This is a genomic window from Rhizobium leguminosarum bv. viciae USDA 2370, from assembly GCF_002008365.1.
Classification (GTDB): domain Bacteria; phylum Pseudomonadota; class Alphaproteobacteria; order Rhizobiales; family Rhizobiaceae; genus Rhizobium; species Rhizobium leguminosarum.
The window spans coordinates 383115-401020 of the sequence record NZ_MRDL01000054.1 but is presented as its reverse complement, the minus strand read 5'-3'; the positions used below and the strand labels follow the sequence as shown (position 1 = coordinate 401020).

Annotated in this window: 21 protein-coding genes and 1 tRNA gene; 13 read left to right on the top strand and 9 right to left on the bottom strand. The window is 60.3% G+C overall.

The features are described from left to right. Entirely contained in the window at positions 1–558 is a 558-nt protein-coding gene (locus BS629_RS33785; RefSeq protein WP_018244560.1) for an SEL1-like repeat protein, read from the bottom strand. Then, a complete protein-coding gene (locus BS629_RS33780; protein WP_018244559.1) occupies positions 555–1355 on the bottom strand; it encodes a hypothetical protein in 801 nt (266 codons plus the stop codon). Before BS629_RS33780 ends, BS629_RS33785 begins: the two co-directional genes overlap by 4 nt. A gap of 160 nt (positions 1356–1515) precedes the next feature. Between BS629_RS33780 and BS629_RS33775 the strand changes: the two genes are divergently transcribed. Both BS629_RS33775 and BS629_RS33770 read left to right on the top strand, forming a co-directional pair. Beyond that, positions 1516–2037: a hypothetical protein gene (locus BS629_RS33775; protein ID WP_018244558.1), complete on the top strand. Its 522-nt coding sequence runs from the start codon at positions 1516–1518 to the stop codon at positions 2035–2037. Between the two features lie 171 nt (positions 2038–2208). After that, the gene (locus BS629_RS33770; RefSeq protein ID WP_003588894.1) at positions 2209–2454 is read left to right on the top strand and encodes a DUF982 domain-containing protein; all 246 of its coding nucleotides are present in this window, start codon (positions 2209–2211) and stop codon (positions 2452–2454) included. 325 nt (positions 2455–2779) lie between these two features. Here the strand turns inward: BS629_RS33770 and BS629_RS33765 are convergent, their stop codons facing one another. The 4 genes from BS629_RS33765 to BS629_RS33750 all read right to left on the bottom strand — a co-directional run bounded on the left by BS629_RS33765 (position 2780) and on the right by BS629_RS33750 (position 7489). After that, complete coding sequence (locus tag BS629_RS33765; protein ID WP_018516580.1) at positions 2780–3556, bottom strand: hypothetical protein; 777 nt, start codon at positions 3554–3556, stop codon at positions 2780–2782. A 58-nt stretch (positions 3557–3614) separates the two neighbouring features. Beyond that, positions 3615–3691: transfer RNA gene (locus BS629_RS33760), tRNA-Arg, on the bottom strand. A gap of 122 nt (positions 3692–3813) precedes the next feature. Further along, positions 3814–5334 (bottom strand): ATP-binding protein, encoded by a 1521-nt coding sequence (locus BS629_RS33755; RefSeq protein WP_018244555.1) that lies wholly within the window; start codon positions 5332–5334, stop codon positions 3814–3816. Between the two features lie 157 nt (positions 5335–5491). Beyond that, positions 5492–7489 (bottom strand): methyl-accepting chemotaxis protein, encoded by a 1998-nt coding sequence (locus BS629_RS33750; RefSeq protein ID WP_018516581.1) that lies wholly within the window; start codon positions 7487–7489, stop codon positions 5492–5494. A 120-nt stretch (positions 7490–7609) separates the two neighbouring features. Between BS629_RS33750 and BS629_RS39045 the strand changes: the two genes are divergently transcribed. The 9 genes from BS629_RS39045 to BS629_RS33710 all read left to right on the top strand — a co-directional run bounded on the left by BS629_RS39045 (position 7610) and on the right by BS629_RS33710 (position 13494). Next, a complete protein-coding gene (locus tag BS629_RS39045; protein WP_155256975.1) occupies positions 7610–7753 on the top strand; it encodes a hypothetical protein in 144 nt (47 codons plus the stop codon). Between the two features lie 154 nt (positions 7754–7907). Then, a complete protein-coding gene (rpmH, locus tag BS629_RS33745; protein ID WP_003545006.1) occupies positions 7908–8042 on the top strand; it encodes a 50S ribosomal protein L34 in 135 nt (44 codons plus the stop codon). 21 nt (positions 8043–8063) lie between these two features. Further along, positions 8064–8465, top strand: a complete 402-nt coding sequence (gene rnpA, locus BS629_RS33740) for a ribonuclease P protein component (RefSeq protein WP_018068735.1) — start codon at positions 8064–8066, stop codon at positions 8463–8465. After that, a complete protein-coding gene (gene yidC / locus BS629_RS33735) occupies positions 8465–10258 on the top strand; it encodes a membrane protein insertase YidC (RefSeq protein ID WP_077988771.1) in 1794 nt (597 codons plus the stop codon). The genes rnpA and yidC overlap by 1 nt, the downstream gene beginning before the upstream one ends. 153 nt (positions 10259–10411) lie before the next feature. Next, positions 10412–11065 carry a ribosome biogenesis GTP-binding protein YihA/YsxC gene (yihA, locus tag BS629_RS33730; protein WP_011650240.1) on the top strand — a complete coding sequence of 218 codons (654 nt, stop codon included), beginning with the start codon at positions 10412–10414 and terminating at the stop codon, positions 11063–11065. A gap of 268 nt (positions 11066–11333) precedes the next feature. Continuing rightward, positions 11334–11543: a cold-shock protein gene (locus tag BS629_RS33725; protein WP_018244551.1), complete on the top strand. Its 210-nt coding sequence runs from the start codon at positions 11334–11336 to the stop codon at positions 11541–11543. Between the two features lie 133 nt (positions 11544–11676). Then, positions 11677–11901: a hypothetical protein gene (locus BS629_RS33720; protein ID WP_018244550.1), complete on the top strand. Its 225-nt coding sequence runs from the start codon at positions 11677–11679 to the stop codon at positions 11899–11901. Between the two features lie 119 nt (positions 11902–12020). Next, positions 12021–12296 carry a hypothetical protein gene (locus BS629_RS33715; protein ID WP_026188596.1) on the top strand — a complete coding sequence of 92 codons (276 nt, stop codon included), beginning with the start codon at positions 12021–12023 and terminating at the stop codon, positions 12294–12296. Between the two features lie 121 nt (positions 12297–12417). Beyond that, a complete protein-coding gene (locus tag BS629_RS33710; RefSeq protein ID WP_032981392.1) occupies positions 12418–13494 on the top strand; it encodes a sensor histidine kinase in 1077 nt (358 codons plus the stop codon). 166 nt (positions 13495–13660) lie between these two features. Here BS629_RS33710 and BS629_RS33705 read toward each other — a convergent pair whose 3' ends face one another. From BS629_RS33705 to BS629_RS33695, 3 genes are all read right to left on the bottom strand, one after another. Beyond that, positions 13661–14215 (bottom strand): fasciclin domain-containing protein, encoded by a 555-nt coding sequence (locus BS629_RS33705; protein WP_018244547.1) that lies wholly within the window; start codon positions 14213–14215, stop codon positions 13661–13663. Positions 14216–14358: 143 nt separating this feature from the next. After that, positions 14359–15078: an anti-sigma factor gene (locus BS629_RS33700; RefSeq protein WP_026188595.1), complete on the bottom strand. Its 720-nt coding sequence runs from the start codon at positions 15076–15078 to the stop codon at positions 14359–14361. After that, the gene (locus tag BS629_RS33695; protein ID WP_018244545.1) at positions 15075–15614 is read right to left on the bottom strand and encodes a sigma-70 family RNA polymerase sigma factor; all 540 of its coding nucleotides are present in this window, start codon (positions 15612–15614) and stop codon (positions 15075–15077) included. The genes BS629_RS33700 and BS629_RS33695 overlap by 4 nt, the downstream gene beginning before the upstream one ends. 143 nt (positions 15615–15757) lie before the next feature. Here BS629_RS33695 and argB point away from each other — a divergent pair, with 143 nt between their 5' ends. Both argB and BS629_RS33685 read left to right on the top strand, forming a co-directional pair. After that, positions 15758–16645 (top strand): acetylglutamate kinase, encoded by an 888-nt coding sequence (gene argB / locus BS629_RS33690; RefSeq protein WP_018068726.1) that lies wholly within the window; start codon positions 15758–15760, stop codon positions 16643–16645. Positions 16646–16714: 69 nt separating this feature from the next. Then, entirely contained in the window at positions 16715–17863 is a 1149-nt protein-coding gene (locus BS629_RS33685; RefSeq protein WP_018244544.1) for an alpha-hydroxy acid oxidase, read from the top strand. Positions 17864–17906 lie beyond the last annotated feature (43 nt).

Genomic DNA, 17906 nt, shown 5'->3' with positions numbered 1-17906 from the left:
TTAGCGAAGCCGTTCATCATATGAATCGGCACGAGCCAGACGGAACAGATCGGGATAGACACCCAACCATAGAAACAAACCCTGGAGTCGTGTCCCGAAGCGCTTGTGCCCTTTCATCATTCGAAACGCCACATCGCGTTTCGCGAACAGGTGGCCGCTATCGGCTGCTTCCAACAGAATCTCGTCGGCTTCGTCGGCATATCGCGCCAAATGGGGATGCGCCTCGATCGTCCTGTATTGCCAATAGAGCGACGATATCGGGTAATGGCGATCTTTCCGGAACCATTCCAGCGCGAGTTGGGCGCGTCCCGCGTCGAAATGGCTGAGCCCAAGAGGATTTGCAGCGGACTCGTCTCCGCCGTCATAGGCCAGCTGGTAGTGGTGAAGCGATCGATCTCTATCCTTTCGAACAGCGTGGCCATACCAATACATCCAACCAAGCACTCCATGAGCCCAGGCAGATCCGGCATTTGCGGCCTCCTCCAGAAGAGGGAGGGCTTCTTTATAACGCTTCTGTTTGTACAATTGTTGGGCCATCTCCTCATTGGACGCAGTCATGTCAGCATCGCTCCGATCAGTAGAACTGCCTCTCTGACGTCCGGGCCGTCACGCATGTCGAGCCGACCCACCAGCTTTCGCCCCAATTTCTGCCACCGGTCGATATGGGTGTCATAGCCAGTTCCCGAAACCAGCCACGATCCGCTTGCGCCCAAGACGATGGATTTGCGGCGCCTGGCTGCCTCCTCGGTGACCATGATCCACTCGCAGAGACCGAGAAGTGCTGCGTCGTTCCATTGGTGCCTGCTGCCGAGCGCGAACCACAGCATGGCCAGTCCGAAGAAGGGGATTTCTCCCGCTTCATGTTCGGGCAGGCGCGGAATAAGCCAGGATAACAGCGACAGAACCTCATCCTCGACGTCCAACCCGAGCGCTTCCAGGCTGCCGACCAAGCTTATGAGTGTCTGGTTGCTGCCATAAGAAGCACCCGCGTTGCGCGGATCGCCATAGGAGACGAGGAGAACCGTGCACGCGAACGCGCACTGCCTCGATAGTCTCGCCGCCATGCCGGGATCCTGTTGTTCGGGTTCAGACCACCGGGTCAGTTCCAGAACCTCACGGGGATGCCATTTCAATGGCGAGGGCAATTCGCACAGCCGGACGATGTCAACGAGTTGGGTGAGATGTTCATGGGTGTCGTTGCCGTAGTCAGCACGCGCGATGCTCTGCAGATCGTCTTCATCCAGCAGGCTAGCCGTGGCCTTGAGAAGAGACTTTGGATCGCTTGGTGAAATCGATGGAGCATTGCCTGCGATGCCCTGAAATTTGGCGATTTGCGCCTGGGTGAGTGACGTCATTTAAATTTCCGTCTCCACCGCCACCTTCCGCTAAACATTTGGCAGCCCTTTCGAAAATGTCGAGAGGTAAACTTAAGGTAGCACAATTGCTTCGAATCCCCTAAGCATCCGGATGCATTGCACGACTACCAACCCGCTACAGCATTCTCAGGAATATTCCATGCACAACGCTCAATTCATTCGTTACGCCGCCTTCTCTGCGTGCGTCGCTTTTGCGGCATTTCAGGCCGGACCGGTTCTTGCCGATTCGGCCAATGACAAATTCTTTGACGCAGCCCTTTGTAAGCCACCCTATACGATGACATCGGCAATGAAGATCTATGATGTCGTGGAAGCTCTGGCCAAGCCGGACACGTCATCCTTGGGCGCGGCGATCTACAAACTCCCGAACCAGATAGACCGCGACGGCTTTAAGTCGACCGAGATTTTCTTTGCAAGCAACGCTGTTGGCGTCTTGATCGAGGGCGAGCGCGCTGACGATCTGGCCTTGAAATACGGTTTGAAGCCGGAGACCTCCGATCTGCTCGGCACAGCCACCAAGGGCTATTCGCGCGAGCTGCCGGCAGATCTGCAGCCGGAACCCGGAATGGCCGGCCCCGGAAAGGTCTCCATCGTTGCCCGCCAAGGCGACGCCCTGCCAGGCAAAACCTTGCTGGCGTGTGAATTCGTGCAGGAATTCTAGGAGGCTCCGCATAAGCGCGTAAAACGGCGGCACGAAACCCCTTTCGAAAAGCATATCCCAGCAATTCACTGATTAAGAAAAGCATCTCGTTCATCCCTTCACCTCGCCACGCTGGATCAACCGCGCTATGTGAGCAGCCTACAGAGAGCACGCAGCGGAGATCCTGAGATCATGCAGACCATTTGGAAGAAACCGGTGACGCTCGCCCTTGAGGGCCCGGATCAGTGGGTGGTGATCCAGACGACCCAGGCCGCAACATGGGCGCTGGTTGAGGACTGGCCGACCGAAGAGGGTCCCGCCTTGGATAGGGCTTGTGCGGTTTGCGCGGATGTGATGTCGGGCAAACGAAACCGGGAAGAGGCGCGGCAGGCGTTCATCGAAGCGGCGATCGAAGCCGGAATCCCGATCAAGGAATGAGGCCACATGCCTGGTTTATTGTTCGGCTTGATGCCTCCACGAAGGAAGCGCGACGCGGCGGCTTCCAGCGAGCGATGACCGCAGCGTCGGCGCTGTTCATCGTCTTATATCGCACAAGCAAGGCCTGGCCGGGCACCTCTCGTCTCGTTGTCGAATTGAGATTTCACAGAGACGGAATTTGAAAAGCTTTTACCCAGCTCGGGCACGTAATGCCGCCAGTGCCCACCGGAGAGGATGAAACTGCAACCACATCTTGCTGGCGCACTATGATACGCGCAGCCTTAGCGCTATCAGCGGCACGCAGTGTCATTGCTGCGTCCTGCTTCTATACGTTATCGGCAGAATGAATTTCCCAGTACATGCCGCCCATTGTAGGGCGTTCAAAGCATTCAAGGGTGCACGATCCGCGTGCTAGATCATCCTTTAACATTCCCGCTAAGTTGTCGCAGACATCGACCCCCGGATCGCCATGAAGATAATGGGTCAATACTCTGAGATTGCCACTCACTAGACGCAGGTTCGCAGCACTGTTTGCCGCAATGGAGAACAAGGCGGCCATCGGTCCATCAACTCCAAGAGGGAAATTGTCCGGACTGATTTGCCAATCACATGATACGAATTGGGCTCCTTCACCGTCGCGCAGCTCATCGCGAATCAACGCGTGCATACGACAGATAAAGTGCATGAGATAAATGACGGATGCGGCTTGAACGGTAGAGATGGTAAAGTTCGGGCCGGACGCTAGGCCGACGATCGTCACTTGTTGTCCCGAAACACGTAGGTTCTGATCGAGACCCATTTGGGCAATCAACTCGGGCAAGGAATCAATTATTGTTCCGCCCTGAACGCTTAGCCCAAGGGCGAAGACGCTGCTACCCGCCAACACCATGGGAAACTGCCGACGAAACTCGCTTCGGTAACGATCGGCGCGCCTTGCCGCCCATTTCCGCAATTTCTTTCTTTGTGGATTTAGCAACGGTCCAAGCGTCTCGCCCCAACCCCACTGTTCGGCGCTGACAGACACCAGAAGAGCGGAAGTGTGCCAAACGTCACGATGATTGGGTATTTCTTGAGGACTGTGGTCCATGGAGGCAATGAGCATAGTCACTGCGAGCGCCTCATACTGGCCCTTATTTGCCACCCACAATCGCTATAAAGAATGGCGCACCCGAAGAGATTCGAACTCCTGACCCCCAGATTCGTAGTCTGGTGCTCTATCCAGCTGAGCTACGGGTGCGTGCAAAATGCGGCGGTGCCGCTTGCGTGGCGATCCTCTAAAACGTCCTTCGGGACAATGCAAGAGCATTTCTGAAAAAATCGCGTCTTTGCCTGTTTGCGGCCGCGCCTTGCGAAACCCTGTCACTTTTCGATGTGCGTCCGGCTGCGGTAATCCTCCAGCGAAACCGGGCGATCGGGGATCTCGATGCGGAACTGTGTGCCGACCGTCGGTTTTTCCACCAGCGCGATCGTGCCGCCATGGGCAAGCACCAGTTCGCGGGCGATGGTGAGGCCGAGGCCGGTGCCGCCGGAGCGGGCCGAGCCGCGGAAGGCGGCAAAGAGGTTCTGGCGCGCCTTCAGCGGCATGCCGGGGCCGGTATCATCCACCGTGATGCTGACGACGCTGCCGACGCGCTGGGCGGAGACGGTGATGCGCCTGACGGAGCCCGGCCCCCCCTCGCCCGGCGACGTCAGCGCCTGCAGGGCGTTGCGGCAGAGATTGTGGATGACGCGGAAAAGCTGCTCGCCATCGGCATCGACCTCAAGCTCGGCGCCGATCTGCTCTGCGAATTCGATGCCGCTGAGCGGATCGATCGCCAGCATGTCCTTGACGTCCTGGGTCAGTTCCAAAAGGCGGATGTGGCGACGGCGCGGCGCGGATTCGCTCGCCTTGCCATAGGACAGCACCTCGGTGGTATAACCGACGGCGCGGTCGATGGTGCGCAAGAGCTTCGGAGCGAAGCTCTTGACCATCGGGTCATCGACATCGACCAGCCGGTCCGACATCAGCTGCGCCGACGCCAGGATATTGCGCATGTCGTGATTGATCTTGGAAACGGCAAGGCCGAGAGCGGCAAGATTCTTCTGCTGCTTCAGCGTCTTTTGCAGCTCCATCTGCATCGAGGTGAGGTTGCGGCCGGCGACCGCCAGTTCGTCGCGGCCGCCATCGCCGATATAGATATGGGCCGGGTTGTCGGGATCGGAGGAGAATTGCTGCATGCTGCCGGTCAGCCGGCGGATCGGGCCGATGAGGATGCGGTTGATCGCAAAGAAGATCAGCGTCGCCGTGAACAGCGAGATCAGCACCGACAGCAACAGGACATTGCGGGAATAGACGAACATCGCCCTGCGCAGCGGCCTGTCCTTCATCACCACCTCGACGCCGGTATTGGTGTCGCCGACGGGACCATAGACGCGGATCATCCTGCCGCCGCCGAAAACCAGCGTGTCGAGCGCATCGCGGATTGCCGTTACCGGCGGCACGTCGGTGAGATCGTAGGATTCGTCGACGGAGGTCGGCATATCGGTCGTCGCCAGCAGCCGCGAGGTGCCGTCCTTGCGCAGCACGATCGCCTTGGTGCCGGTCGCCTCCAAGGTCTCTTTCTGCAGCGCGCGTGGCAGCTCGACCGGCTGCAGCCCATCGATGACGATGGCGGCGGCAGCGGCCGTATTCAGCCTGTCCTGCAGCCAGCGTACGCGCATGCTGGCGACAGAGGGGAAGAATATCAGGATTTCGGCGAGCATGATAAAGACGACGGTGAGCCAGAGCAGCTTGCCGGAAAGGCCGCCGAACAGGCCGGCAGGCGGGCACGGCGCCCTTGCAGCCTCGCCGGCCGCCGGGTTTTCCGCCGAAGGATTATCGCCCTGATCTTGGTTCGGCATTCTGGTCTCGCCCGATCGGCAGCACGTCGGCCGCCCTTACCGCTGAGCTCTATATTAGACCAATACGCTCCGCTTTCAAATCTTTGCGAGCAGCGTCATGTCGCCACAAGAAAACGCCGCCCGAAGGCGGCGTTCGAAGTCGCGTGATCAGTAAAGCTTAAAACTCTTCCCAGCTCTGCTCGGCTGCGGCCGCATTGCCGCCGAAGGCGCGGGCGACCTTGGCGATCGCGCGGCGGGCGGGCGAGGCAACCGGTCTTTGCGGCTCGTTGCGGACAAGCGCCACAGCTGCCGGCGCATCATCCGACAGTTTGAAGCGGGCAATGAGGCGCACCAGTCCACCGGCTTCGGCCGAAAGCCTGTGCGTGGCAGCAGAGGTCTCTTCCACCATCGCAGCATTCTGCTGGGTGACCTGGTCCATCTGGTTGACGGCGGTATTGACCTCCTTGAGGCCGGTCGACTGTTCGGTCGCAGCCGTCGCGATCGAATGGATATGGTCGTTGATGGCGATAACGCGGGTGCCGATTTCGGCCAGCGCCTCGCCGGTTGCCTGGACCAGCTTGACGCCAACCTGCACCTCGTTGCCCGACTTGGTGATCAGCGCCTTGATGTCCTTGGCAGCCGTTGCCGAACGCTGGGCGAGTTCGCGCACTTCCTGCGCCACCACCGCGAAGCCCTTTCCGGCATCGCCGGCGCGTGCGGCCTCGACGCCGGCATTCAGCGCCAGCAAGTTGGTCTGGAAGGCGATCTCATCGATGACATTGATGATCTGACTGATTTCGCGCGAGGCCTGCTCGATGCGGCCCATGGCCTCGACGGCATTGCGCACGACGACGCCGGAGCGGCCGGCATTCTCCTTGGCTTCCGACACCATGATGGTGGCTTCATGCGCCCGCTCGGTGGAATTCTGGACGACGGCGGTGATCTCGTCGAGCGCCGCCGAGGTCTCTTCGAGGGCGGCTGCCTGCTGCTCGGTGCGCTTCGACAGGTCGTCGCTGGCATTGCGCAGCTCGGCGGTGTTGCCGTTCATCGCTTCCGTCGTCTCGCGCACTTCGCGCATCGTCGCCTGCAGGGTGACGAAGGTATTGTTGACGTTCTGCTGCAGCTCGGCGAAGGCGCCTTGGAAGTTGCCGCTCATCGTCTGGGTGAGGTCGCCGTCGGCAAGGCTTGCGATGACCCGGCGGGTCTCGCCGATGCCGGCATCGACGCTCGACAGCAGCGTGTTGATGTTGCCGGCGAACTGGTTGAGGTTGTCGTCCTCGTAGTCCTTACTGATGCGGTGGCCGAAATCGCCGGCCGCAGCCGCAGCCACGACGACGGACATGCTCGACTGCAGGTCGTCGCTCTTGGCGCGCATCGCCGCCTCCTGGGCGTTCAAGCGCTTGACGGCGAGGCCGTTCGCCTTGAAGACAGCAACCGCTGCGGCCATCTCGCCGATTTCGTCCGGACGGCCGGCAAAGGGGACCTCGGCGTCGAAATTGCCGTCGGCGACTTCCTTGATCGCATGGGTGACGCGCTTGATCGGGCGGCTGAGATGGCTGGTACCGATATAGAAGCCCATGCCGATGCCGACCGCGATGCCGATGCCGGTGATGCTGAGCACAAGCATCAGCACCTGGGAGCGGAAGCTCTCGATCTCGGCGTTGACGGTTTCCAGTGCTGCCTTGTCGGTGGCGACCACAGCATCGATTTCCGCCTGGAACGCCTTGCGGTTGGCGCGGTTGGCGTCATTGTTGCCCTGTTGGCCGGCGGCTTCGGGGCCGACTTCCGTGCCGAGGCGGGCGGTCTCCGTGCGGAAGGTGCGGAATTCCGCGGCGCGGGCGACAAGCTTGGCAAAATCGGCCTTCTGGCTCTCGGGAACGAGCGGCGCCCAGCCCGAGATGACCTTGTCGATCTCGTCGAGGTCGGCCATCAGGCCCTTGGCGAAGTTCGGCGTATCCTTGATCGTCTTGGCCGCATAGATGCCGCGCGATTCCATGACCACCGCCGTGACGAAACGGTTGAGCCGTTCGCCGGCATAGGCGCGGGCGGCGGCATGCTCGTAAGCCGTCAGGTTGCGACTGTATTCGTGCATGGCCGACAATGCCGTTGCGCCGATCAGAAGTGCGACCGCACCCATCACGCAAACCAGCAGATTAATTTTGCCCCGGATCTTCAATGCAATGCTCCTAGCTACGCCACTGCCTGGAAAGCAAATTCCCAGTCGATGGTTGAATATCGGCGAAATTTATTAAAGTTAGATTTCTAATATTTACGATTATGGCTTCGGAAATGATCCGTGCCGAATGCGGTCGGGCGGCGTAAACGCCTGAAAACCGGGGAGATCGATCTGCCGCGGCGCAAAACTACAACCACTCAGGGCATGCCTTATTTCTTAACACCAGAGTGCGAAATTACTTTCGAGGCCGGCAGTGCAGAGTGAAATTATCCGGCATAATTGACTTTTGCGGGCTTCATCCTTATAAGCCCGCGCACGTTCGGTCACTCAAGCCTTTCATGGCCCGCCCGTTCGAAAAACAACGCTCCTTGCATTATGCAAATTCAAGAAGGGCCGCACTCCGCGGTGTTTAAAATAAATGAAGCGTACCTACCAACCATCCAAGCTTGTTCGCAAGCGTCGCCACGGTTTCCGTGCCCGCATGTCCACGAAGGGTGGCCGCAAGGTCATCGCAGCCCGCCGCGCGCAGGGCCGCAATCGTCTGTCGGCGTAAGGCCGGGTAGCCCGGTAAGAGATGGCGGGCGAATTGACGACCAGTGAGAAGAAACACACTGTCGGGCGGCTGAAGAGCCGCCCGCAGTTTCTTGCCGTACGCGAGGGCGAAAAACGCCGGGGCGGCCTCTTCCTTCTCGAAGTCCTCGACCGGAAGGAACCCGACAGCCAGGCACGCGTCGGTTTTACAGTCACCAAAAAACATGGCAACGCGGTCGAACGGAACCGCATGCGCCGCCGCCTGAAAGAGGCGGTGCGGCTTCATGCGGGGTTTGCAATGCAGCCCGGACACGACTATGTGGTTGTCGCGCGCAGGGACGTGCTTGACGCGTCCTTCCAGGAATTGGCCGCGGAACTGAAATCCCGCGTGGAAACCAGGCCGAAACACCGGCGCTCCGGAGACGGACGCCCCAGGAACGTATGATGGAAAACAACCGCAATTACTTCATTGCGATCGCTCTCTCGGTGCTGATCGTCCTCGGCTGGCAGTTTCTCTATATGAATCCGCGCATCGAGGCCCAGCGCAAGGCGCAGGAAGCCCAGAAGGCGCAGCAGCAGACCGAGCAGGTGCAGCAGCCGGCAGCGGCCGGCGAGACGCCGGCCCAGCCGAGCGGCACGGCCCCTTCCGGCCAGGCAGCCGCGACGGCGACGCTCGAGCAGGCGCTGGCAAAGACCCCGCGCGTCGTCATCGACACCCCAGCACTTTCCGGCTCGATCAACCTTGCCGGCGCCCGCCTCGACGATCTGAAGCTCAAGGGCTATCACGAGACCGTCGACGACTCGAGCCCGATCATCACGCTGTTCAGCCCGGCCGAGACCAAGGACGGCTATTTCACCGAGCTCGGCTATATCGGCAGCGACGCAACGGGCAACGTTCCCGGCGCCTCGACGCTGTGGACCGCGCCTGACGGCGCCAAGCTCACCGAAAAGACGCCGGTGACGCTCTCCTATACCAACGACAAGGGCCTGACCTTTACCCGCACGATTTCGGTCGACGAACGCTACATGTTCACCGTCGCCGACAAGATCAGCAATGCCGGCCAGGCGCCTGCTTCGCTGTCTTCCTACGGCCGGGTGACGCGCTACAACAAGCCGACGACACCCTCCGTCTACGTGCTGCATGAAGGCTTCATCGGCGTCATCGGCGAAGACGGCCTGATCGAAACCAAATATAGCGCCGCCGAAAAGGAAGCCGTGATGCCGGCGAAATCCACCGGCGGCTGGCTTGGCATTACCGACAAATACTGGGCGGCGACGATCGTTCCGCCGCAGAGTGCGGCCTATGAGGCGCGCTTCTCGCACTTTGCCGATGGCCAGCCGCGCTATCAGGCCGATTACAAGGACGATGCCTTCACCGTTGCGCCCGGCCAATCGATCGAGCTGAAGAACCTCGTCTTCGCCGGCGCCAAGGAAGTGCCCGTCATCGACGGTTATGAGGCCAGCTACTCGATCCCGAAGTTCGACCGGCTGATCGACTGGGGCTGGTTCTATTTCATCACCAAGCCGATGTTCAAGCTGATGGACTTCTTCTTCCGCTACTTCGGCAATTTCGGCGTGGCGATCCTGTGCACGACCATCGTCGTCAAGGCTCTGTTCTTCCCGCTCGCCAGCAAGCAGTACGCTTCGATGGCGAACATGAAGCGCATGCAGCCGAAGATGGAGGAGCTGAAGGCGAAATTCGCCGACGACCGCATGGGGCTGCAGCAGGCGACGATGCAGCTTTACAAGGAAGAAAAGATCAATCCGATCGCCGGCTGCTGGCCGGTGGCGCTGCAGATCCCGATCTTCTTCTCGCTCTACAAGGTGATCTACATCACCATCGAAATGCGGCACGCGCCGTTCTTCGGCTGGATCAAGGACCTTTCGGCGCCCGATCCGACGACGATCGTCAATCTGTTCGGCCTGCTGCCGTTCGAGGCGCCGACCATTCTGCATCTCGGCGTCTGGCCGCTGATCATGGGCATCACGATGTTCCTGCAGATGCGCATGAACCCGACGCCGCCCGATCCGACGCAGGCGATGATCTTCACCTGGATGCCGCTGGTGTTCATGTTCATGCTGGCAAGCTTCCCGGCCGGCCTGGTCATCTACTGGGCCTGGAACAACACGCTCTCGGTGGCGCAGCAGTCGGTGATCATGAAGCGCCACGGCGTCAAGGTCGAACTCTTCGACAATCTGAAGGGTCTGTTCCGACGAAAAACGGCGCCATCGAAATGACGCTTGCCAAGCCCCGCTCCGGCGGGGCTTTTCTTTTCCGGCAGCGGAAGAAGGAGGCAAGGCAATAGCCTGCAAACGGCCTCGAAGCTTGACATCCGCCCGCAAAACCACGAAGCCCGGTAAAAGACCCAACCCAGAGATTGCAGAGCCCGCATGCCCGAAACCGAAAAGCCGCTCTTCGGCCACCCATGGATCTTCATCCGCGGCGTACCGTCCCTGAACTTCCTGCCGCCGGAAGGGCCGTTGGAAGTGGCCTTTGCCGGTCGCTCGAATGTCGGTAAATCCTCGCTGATCAATGCGCTGGTCGGCCAGAAGGGCCTGGCGCGCACCTCGAACACGCCGGGACGCACGCAGGAACTCAATTACTTCGTTCCGGACGGCTATTCCGGCGAAGGCGGCGACCTGCCGCCGACGGCCATCGTCGACATGCCGGGCTATGGATATGCGCAGGCGCCGAAGGAGCAAGTCGACAAGTGGACCAAGCTCGTCTTCGATTACCTGCGCGGCCGCGCGACGCTGAAGCGCGTCTATGTGCTGATCGACAGCCGCCACGGCATCAAGAAGAACGACGATGACGTGCTTGATCTGCTCGACAAGGCCGCGGTCTCCTATCAGATCGTGCTGACCAAGACCGACAAGATCAAGGCGGCTGGCGTGCCGAAGCTGCTTGCAGAAACGGCGGAAAAGATCCGCAAGCGCCCGGCCGCCTATCCCGGCGTGCTGTCCACTTCGTCCGAAAAGGGCGATGGGCTGGACGAATTGCGCCAGGCGATCGCCGAAACCGTCGGCATCGCCCGCTGGAAGTAAGAGGGCGTACGCGCCCCGGACGCGGAACGCTGTTTGGTGTAAAGGTTTCCGCGACATCCCATAGTTGAACATGGCGCCAATGGAAAACTAACGGTTGACGACGCAAGCTTGATGAGCTAGATAGCGATCATCGAATTTTGCTTGCTGGCTTGGTTATCGCGCGATTGGCACCGCGCCCTGAACGAACTTCCTTTCAAAAATCGCTATCACCATCCGCATCGCCTCAGCGTTGCGGTTCTTCAATGTTGCTATGAAAGGGTTCATCATCATGGCCACTGGCACAGTTAAATGGTTCAATTCCACCAAAGGCTTCGGCTTCATTCAGCCCGATAATGGCGGCGACGACGCCTTCGTTCACATCTCCGCCGTCGAGCGCGCCGGAATGCGCGACCTCGTCGAAGGCCAGAAGATCGGCTTCGACCTCGAGCGTGACAACAAGTCGGGCAAGATGTCCGCTTGCAATCTCCAGAACGCTTAAATCGGTATCTGCTTCCCTTTGACCACGGATGTACTGGCACTGCCGGAAGCACGTTATCAATCCAAGGCCAGGCGATTTGCCTGGCCTTTTTTGTTTTCGCTCGCGCGTCGAGCCCTCCCGTATCGGAGCCAACATGACAGAGACATACAGCAAATCCCGCCAGCGGGCGGAGATTGCCTTCGGCAGCGTCCAGACCCAATTCTTCGCGAAGAACCAGGCGGCCGAAGAGCTCGAATCCGACGCCCAATCGCAACAGGCAAAGACGTTGCGGCTGCGGGAAGCCCGGCTTGCGAGGGAGCAGAGTGACCGGGTGTCGGCAACCTCTGCCCTCATGGCCAAACGCGCCAGGGCCCGCTGATCTCAACCCGATCGACAGGGCTCGAGACTTAAACCGCGTCTGAAATGACGAGCTTGCAGATCGCGCGCTGCAGCATGGCCGAAGGCATGCTGGCATTCACTCGCACCAAGGAAGCGTCAATGACAGAGACTGCGAACGAACTTCAATCGATCAATACGGCCTGGCAGATCGCCATTCAGGAGATCCTGCGCATGGTCATCAGAGACATGTATCACGGCGGCGGCGAAGCGTCGTTCAGGACGCATATCAAACGTATCGAAGAAGCGGCCGTCGACAGCATTTACACGGATTTGCGGCTGCGCGGGACAGATGAATGGACGGAAGTCCTGGTCAAGGAAAGGGCGAGCAACTTCGTCACGACCCTGCTGACATCATTTACCTATGACCGGGCTTAAATCACCCTGTGGCCGGCAATCGATGGACGTGCCGCTGATCAGCGCTTGCGTCCCCGCAGTTTTTAAAGCAACCCTAGTTCTCCTGCCGTGCGGGAGCAGCCGCGTCCACGAGTAAAATTTGATGACCGATAGCAAAGACCCGCCGATTTCGCCGGAAGGCGTCGGCAACTTGCCCCATCTTGCCGAAGCCCTCGATGACGACCGGTTTCGACACTTTCTCGATCATGTGCCATTCGCGGTGGCTGTCTCCGAACTCGGTGGCGACGAGCCGCTGATTTACGTCAATCTCGAATTCGAACGGCTGACGGCGCTTGAGGCAACCGAGGTTCAGGGAAAACCCTGGCCGGAGATTAAATTGAACTCCACCGCGGTCTCCGGAGAGGTGCCGCTCACGGCCGCCGTGACCTCTGCGGAGGAGTATATTGGTGCCTTCTCCCTGGTGGCCGAACCCGAGAGCACCGTCGTTATCGATGTTTGGTCGAATACGATCGTCGACGATGATGACACGCCACTTTTCCGGTTGGTAGCCTTTGCTGCCCGCAATGAGGCGACGGCCGCTGAGAGCTTCAGCGAACTGCTGACGGAGAAAGATGTCCTTCTGCGGGAACTTCAACATCGCGTGAAGAACAATCTTCAGATGATCACGGCGCTCATCCGAATGGAGGCGCGCAATGCTCAACAGAATGAGGAAAGCGAGAGGTTTGCACGGCTGGCCGGGCGGATTGAAGCCTTGGCCCTGCTCTATCGCTCGCTGTCGGACGAAGAGAAAGGCGCCACAGTCGATCTTGGCACCTATGTCAGCCAGATTGCCGCCTCGGTAATGGCGGCCCACGCCGTGGAAGGGATCCGCCTGGACATGAAGGTCGATACCTGGCCGGTTTCGGTCGATGTCGCCATGCCGGCCGGTCTCGTCATCAACGAACTCCTCACCAATACGCTGAAGCATGCCTTCGTGGGGCGTGATGGCGGCGAAATCACGCTCCGCTGTGTCGTCAGCGATACCGGATGCAGGATCACCGTTGCTGATAACGGGGTCGGTCTTCCCCAGGATGTAACCTGGCCGCAACCGGGAAAGCTGAGCGCCATGATCGTACAGTCGCTGAAACAGAATGCCCGCGCCGAGGTTGAAGTGAGCTCGTCCCCTGACACCGGCATGAGTGTCTCCCTCGTCTTCCCGAGAGTTGAAGCGGCCCGATAGAGCGCCGCGCGTCTTTTCAGACGCGCTAGAGCCTATCACTTTGAATCTGCGCGTAATCCTTTCCGAAAATCGATTCCGATTTTCGGGGTTATGCGCTAGCCACCTTATCGATTTGTGTTTGGGGCGCCCCAAGAGCGCCCCAATGCGTATGCCGATACGAGCGGGCTTACATCTTCGGCAGCAGCACCTTGTCGACGACGTGGATGACGCCGTTCGACTGCTTGACGTCGGCAATCGTCACATGGGAGACGCCGCCGTTTTCATCGGTCAGCGTGATCTTGCCCATGCTTTCTTTGGCTTTCAGCACGCAGCCGCCGACGGTCTTGATGTCGTGCTCGCCGCCGTCATCCTTGATCATCTTGGCAACGGTCTTGGCCATCGCATCGGCAGCAACGACGTGGCAGGTCAGAACCTTGGTCAGCGTCGCCTTGTTTTCCGGCTTCAGCAGCGTATCGACGGTGCCTTTCGGCAGCGCGGCAAAGGCTTCGTTGGTCGGCGCAAAGACGGTGAAGGGGCCCTTGCCCTCGAGCGTGCCGACCAGGCCGGCGGCCTTGACGGCGGCGACCAGCGTCGTGTGATCCTTGGAGTTCACGGCGTTCTCGATGATGTTCTTGCTATCGAACATCGCAGCACCGCCGACCACCGGGTTCTTGGCGGCAGCAAAGGCGACGGCGGACATGGCTGTGGCGAGCGCGAAGCCGCGCAATACGGACTTGATCATGATTTTCTCCTCACCGGACACCATCCGCGGGGCTTTATGCCTGAGCGTCGTCCGGACAATTCGAACTACGGAGGGCCACCCGAAAGAGTTTCAGACAGGAGAAATTTGATTGACAGCCGGCACGATCATGGCCGGCGCCCGATTTACGGCCTGTGCAAGGGACCGCTTGCGATCACCGGACCGGTCGCCTGTCCGGTCGGCGAGCCGCCGAAGGGTTCGAGGCTGACGGCAAGCGTTGCGCCATCGGCGACTTGGCTGCGCAGATCGGCAGGAATGACAAGTTCACCGTTTTCGCCCGGCTGGAAGATGCCGAGCGATCTCGTCATGCCGCTACCCGGCACCAGCCAGAGTTCCAGAGACTTCTCCTCCGGCTTACCGGCGGCGACCGGCACGATCTTCAGCCGGCCGCTCTGCAGCTCATAGGAGGCGAGAAGATTGATGGTGCTGTTCTGGCCCGAAAGCGAGGCTACCAGCGGTGCCGGCCCCTGCGGCTCCGGCACCACGCCGGAGGCGAAGATGACGGCGCTGACGGCGACGACGATGCAAGCAAAGCTCAGCGAGCGCCAGAATACGGCGGAATTCCAGAGCCCTTGCGAAAAGGATGCGGGCCTTTGGCCATCGCCGAAAAGCCGCGCCTCGATCTGCTTGAAGGTTTCCCGGTTCGGAGCGGCGGCTTCATACTCGTCATTGAAGGAGGAGAGGTTGGTTTCCCAACGGCTGACGATCGCAGCGAAAGGCCGATCGTGGCGCATGCGCTCTTCCACCACCCGGCGATCCTGCAGCGACAGGACGCCAAGCACATATTCGCCGGCGAGAACCTCGTCGCGGGAGCGGTCTCCCTTGCTTTTGTCGGGCGATGTCATCGTTCCATGCACTCTCTCAGTTTCAAGAGGCTGCGCCTAAGCCAGGTCCGCATCGTGTTCAGCGGGACACCAAACTGATCGGCCAGTTCCTGATAGCTCAGCCCTTCGACATAAGCCCGTTTCACCGCGACCGCGCGATCAGCTTCCAACTCTTCCATGCAGGTGTCAATCCGCCTTCCTTCATCCTTCGTCACCGTCTGCATTTCCGGGTCGGGCCCGGCATCGGCAAGATCATAGACCGTGTCCAATTCGTCGGCGACGGGCTTGCGCGCCCGCAGCGCATCGATCGACCGGTTGCGGGCAATCGCAGCCAGCCATGCCGATGACGAACCCGAGGCGACGGAGAAGCTGCGTGCGCGCTGCCAGATGCTGATATAGACTTCCTGCAGGGCCTCGTCGGCTTCCGTGCGATCCTTCAAGATACGCAGGCAGATCGAGAAAAGTTTCGGTCCGGTCTGATTGTAGAGGGCCACGAAAGCCCTGCGATCGCCGAGTGCGACGCGGCCGATCAGGTCTGCGATGTCATCGCCTTGCATGCCGTTCCTCATCTCAAGCTTGCGTGCGCCAGACGGTAACGGCGTCCGGCTCCGCGCCAGATACGAAAAACTATTGCCCTCTGGATTATTCCCTCTGTCAGAAACTTGCGATAAAAGGCCGCGAACAATTCTGCGGGGTTCCCATGAACGAAACCGAAAGCGAAATGCAGGCACGGCTTCTGGCCAAGGCACTGCCCTTCATGCAGCGTTACGAGAACAAGACGATTGTCGTGAAATATGGCGGCCACGCCATGGGCAATCCCGAGCTCGGCAAGGCCTTTGCCAGCGACATCGCCCTGTTGAAGCAGTCCGGCGTCAACCCGATCGTCGTTCATGGCGGCGGCCCGCAGATCGGCGCCATGCTGAGCAAGATGGGCATCGAATCGAAATTCGAGGGCGGGCTTCGCGTCACCGACCAGAAGACGGTCGAGATCGTCGAGATGGTGCTCGCCGGCTCGATCAACAAGGAAATCGTTGCGCTCATCAACCAGACCGGCGAATGGGCGATCGGCCTTTGCGGCAAGGACGGCAACATGGTCTTCGCCGAAAAGGCGCGCAAGACCGTCAAGGATCCGGATTCGAACATCGAGCGCGTGCTCGATCTCGGATTCGTCGGCGAAGTGGTCGAGGTCGACCGCACGCTGCTCGATCTGCTCGCCCGCTCCGAGATGATCCCGGTTATCGCCCCCGTCGCGCCTGGCCGTGACGGCGCCACCTACAATATCAACGCCGATACCTTTGCCGGCGCCATTGCCGGCGCGCTGAACGCCACCCGGTTGCTGTTCCTCACCGATGTGCCCGGCGTGCTCGACAAGAACGGCCAGCTCCTCAAGGAGCTTTCCGTCGCCGAAGCGCATGCGCTGATCGCCGACGGCACGATTTCGGGCGGCATGATCCCGAAGGTCGAGACCTGCATCGATGCGATCAAGGCCGGCGTGCAGGGCGTCGTCATCCTGAACGGCAAGACCGCCCACTCCGTGCTGCTCGAGATCTTCACCGAGCACGGCGTCGGAACACTGATCGTTCCCTGACCGAGGCTGCGCCCTTCACTTGCGAAGGGCGGATCTTCCTCACACGGGAACAGGGTATCGGGGAAAGAAATGCGCCTGACAGACTGCTATAATTTTCACGATTTCCGGCGCATGGCCAAACGGCGTCTTCCCGGACCGATATTCGACTATATCGACGGCGGTGCCGATGACGAGGTGACGTACCGGCGCAATACGGCGGCCTTCGAGGCTTGCGATCTGGTGCCTGACGTTTTGCGCGGTGTGGCCGAGGTCGACATGTCGGTGACCGTCATGGGGCAGAAGCTCGCAATGCCGGTCTATTGCTCTCCGACGGCGTTACAGCGCCTTTTTCACCACCAGGGGGAGCGGGCGGTCGCGGCGGCGGCGGCAAAACACGGCACGATGTTCGGCGTCTCCTCGCTCGGCACGATCAGCCTGGAGGAAGCCAGACGGATCAGCAACGGGCCGCAGGTCTATCAGTTCTATTTCCACAAGGACCGCGGCCTCAACCGCGAGATGATGGCGCGAGCGAAAAATGCCGGCGTGCAGGCGATGATGCTGACGGTCGACAGCATCACCGGCGGCAACCGCGAGCGCGACAAGCGCACCGGCTTTGCCATTCCCTTCAAGCTCAATCTTGCCGGCATGACCCAGTTCGCGATCAAGCCTTCCTGGGCGATCGACTGGCTGACGCATGAGCGCTTCCGGCTGCCGCAGCTCGAAAACCACGTCAAGATGGATGGCGGCGCGCTGTCGATCAGCCGATACTTCACCGAGATGCTGGACCCCTCGATGTCATGGGACGACGTGGCGGAGATGGTGCGCGAATGGGGCGGGCCATTCTGCCTGAAGGGCATCATGTCGGTCGAAGACGCCAAGCGCGCGGCCGAGATCGGCTGCAGCGGCATCGTGCTTTCCAATCATGGCGGGCGCCAGCTCGACGGCTCGCGCAGCGCATTCGACCAGTTGGCCGAGATCGTCGACGCCGTGGGCGACCGGATCGACGTGATGATGGATGGCGGCGTGCAGCGGGGAACGCATGTTCTTAAAGCGCTGTCGCTGGGGGCGAAGGCCGTCGGGCTCGGGCGCTACTATCTCTTCCCGCTTGCCGCTGCCGGACAGCCCGGCGTCGAACGGGCGCTGGAGACGATGCGTACCGAGATCGAGCGCGGCATGAAGCTGATGGGCTGCACCTCGGTCAGCCAGCTCAGCCGGCGGAATCTGCGCTTCCGTTCCTGAGCAGAACGAGATTTCATTCCGGGCCGCAGCCTTCCACACCAGA

What these genes read in the sequence shown, in the direction of transcription:
- BS629_RS33785 (WP_018244560.1), bottom strand. Translation starts at nt 558, where the DNA reads ATGACTGCGTCCAATGAGGAGATGGCCCAACAATTGTACAAACAGAAG.
- yihA (WP_011650240.1), top strand. Translation starts at nt 10,412, where the DNA reads ATGCCCGAAACCGAAAAGCCGCTCTTCGGCCACCCATGGATCTTCATC.
- BS629_RS33700 (WP_026188595.1), bottom strand. Translation starts at nt 15,078, where the DNA reads ATGACATCGCCCGACAAAAGCAAGGGAGACCGCTCCCGCGACGAGGTT.
- BS629_RS33725 (WP_018244551.1), top strand. Translation starts at nt 11,334, where the DNA reads ATGGCCACTGGCACAGTTAAATGGTTCAATTCCACCAAAGGCTTCGGC.
- BS629_RS33770 (WP_003588894.1), top strand. Translation starts at nt 2,209, where the DNA reads ATGCAGACCATTTGGAAGAAACCGGTGACGCTCGCCCTTGAGGGCCCG.
- rpmH (WP_003545006.1), top strand. Translation starts at nt 7,908, where the DNA reads ATGAAGCGTACCTACCAACCATCCAAGCTTGTTCGCAAGCGTCGCCAC.
- BS629_RS33780 (WP_018244559.1), bottom strand. Translation starts at nt 1,355, where the DNA reads ATGACGTCACTCACCCAGGCGCAAATCGCCAAATTTCAGGGCATCGCA.
- BS629_RS33705 (WP_018244547.1), bottom strand. Translation starts at nt 14,215, where the DNA reads ATGATCAAGTCCGTATTGCGCGGCTTCGCGCTCGCCACAGCCATGTCC.
- BS629_RS33765 (WP_018516580.1), bottom strand. Translation starts at nt 3,556, where the DNA reads ATGCTCATTGCCTCCATGGACCACAGTCCTCAAGAAATACCCAATCAT.
- rnpA (WP_018068735.1), top strand. Translation starts at nt 8,064, where the DNA reads ATGGCGGGCGAATTGACGACCAGTGAGAAGAAACACACTGTCGGGCGG.
- argB (WP_018068726.1), top strand. Translation starts at nt 15,758, where the DNA reads ATGAACGAAACCGAAAGCGAAATGCAGGCACGGCTTCTGGCCAAGGCA.
- BS629_RS33775 (WP_018244558.1), top strand. Translation starts at nt 1,516, where the DNA reads ATGCACAACGCTCAATTCATTCGTTACGCCGCCTTCTCTGCGTGCGTC.
- yidC (WP_077988771.1), top strand. Translation starts at nt 8,465, where the DNA reads ATGGAAAACAACCGCAATTACTTCATTGCGATCGCTCTCTCGGTGCTG.
- BS629_RS33710 (WP_032981392.1), top strand. Translation starts at nt 12,418, where the DNA reads ATGACCGATAGCAAAGACCCGCCGATTTCGCCGGAAGGCGTCGGCAAC.
- BS629_RS33720 (WP_018244550.1), top strand. Translation starts at nt 11,677, where the DNA reads ATGACAGAGACATACAGCAAATCCCGCCAGCGGGCGGAGATTGCCTTC.
- BS629_RS33695 (WP_018244545.1), bottom strand. Translation starts at nt 15,614, where the DNA reads ATGCAAGGCGATGACATCGCAGACCTGATCGGCCGCGTCGCACTCGGC.
- BS629_RS33685 (WP_018244544.1), top strand. Translation starts at nt 16,715, where the DNA reads ATGCGCCTGACAGACTGCTATAATTTTCACGATTTCCGGCGCATGGCC.
- BS629_RS33755 (WP_018244555.1), bottom strand. Translation starts at nt 5,334, where the DNA reads ATGCCGAACCAAGATCAGGGCGATAATCCTTCGGCGGAAAACCCGGCG.
- BS629_RS33715 (WP_026188596.1), top strand. Translation starts at nt 12,021, where the DNA reads ATGACAGAGACTGCGAACGAACTTCAATCGATCAATACGGCCTGGCAG.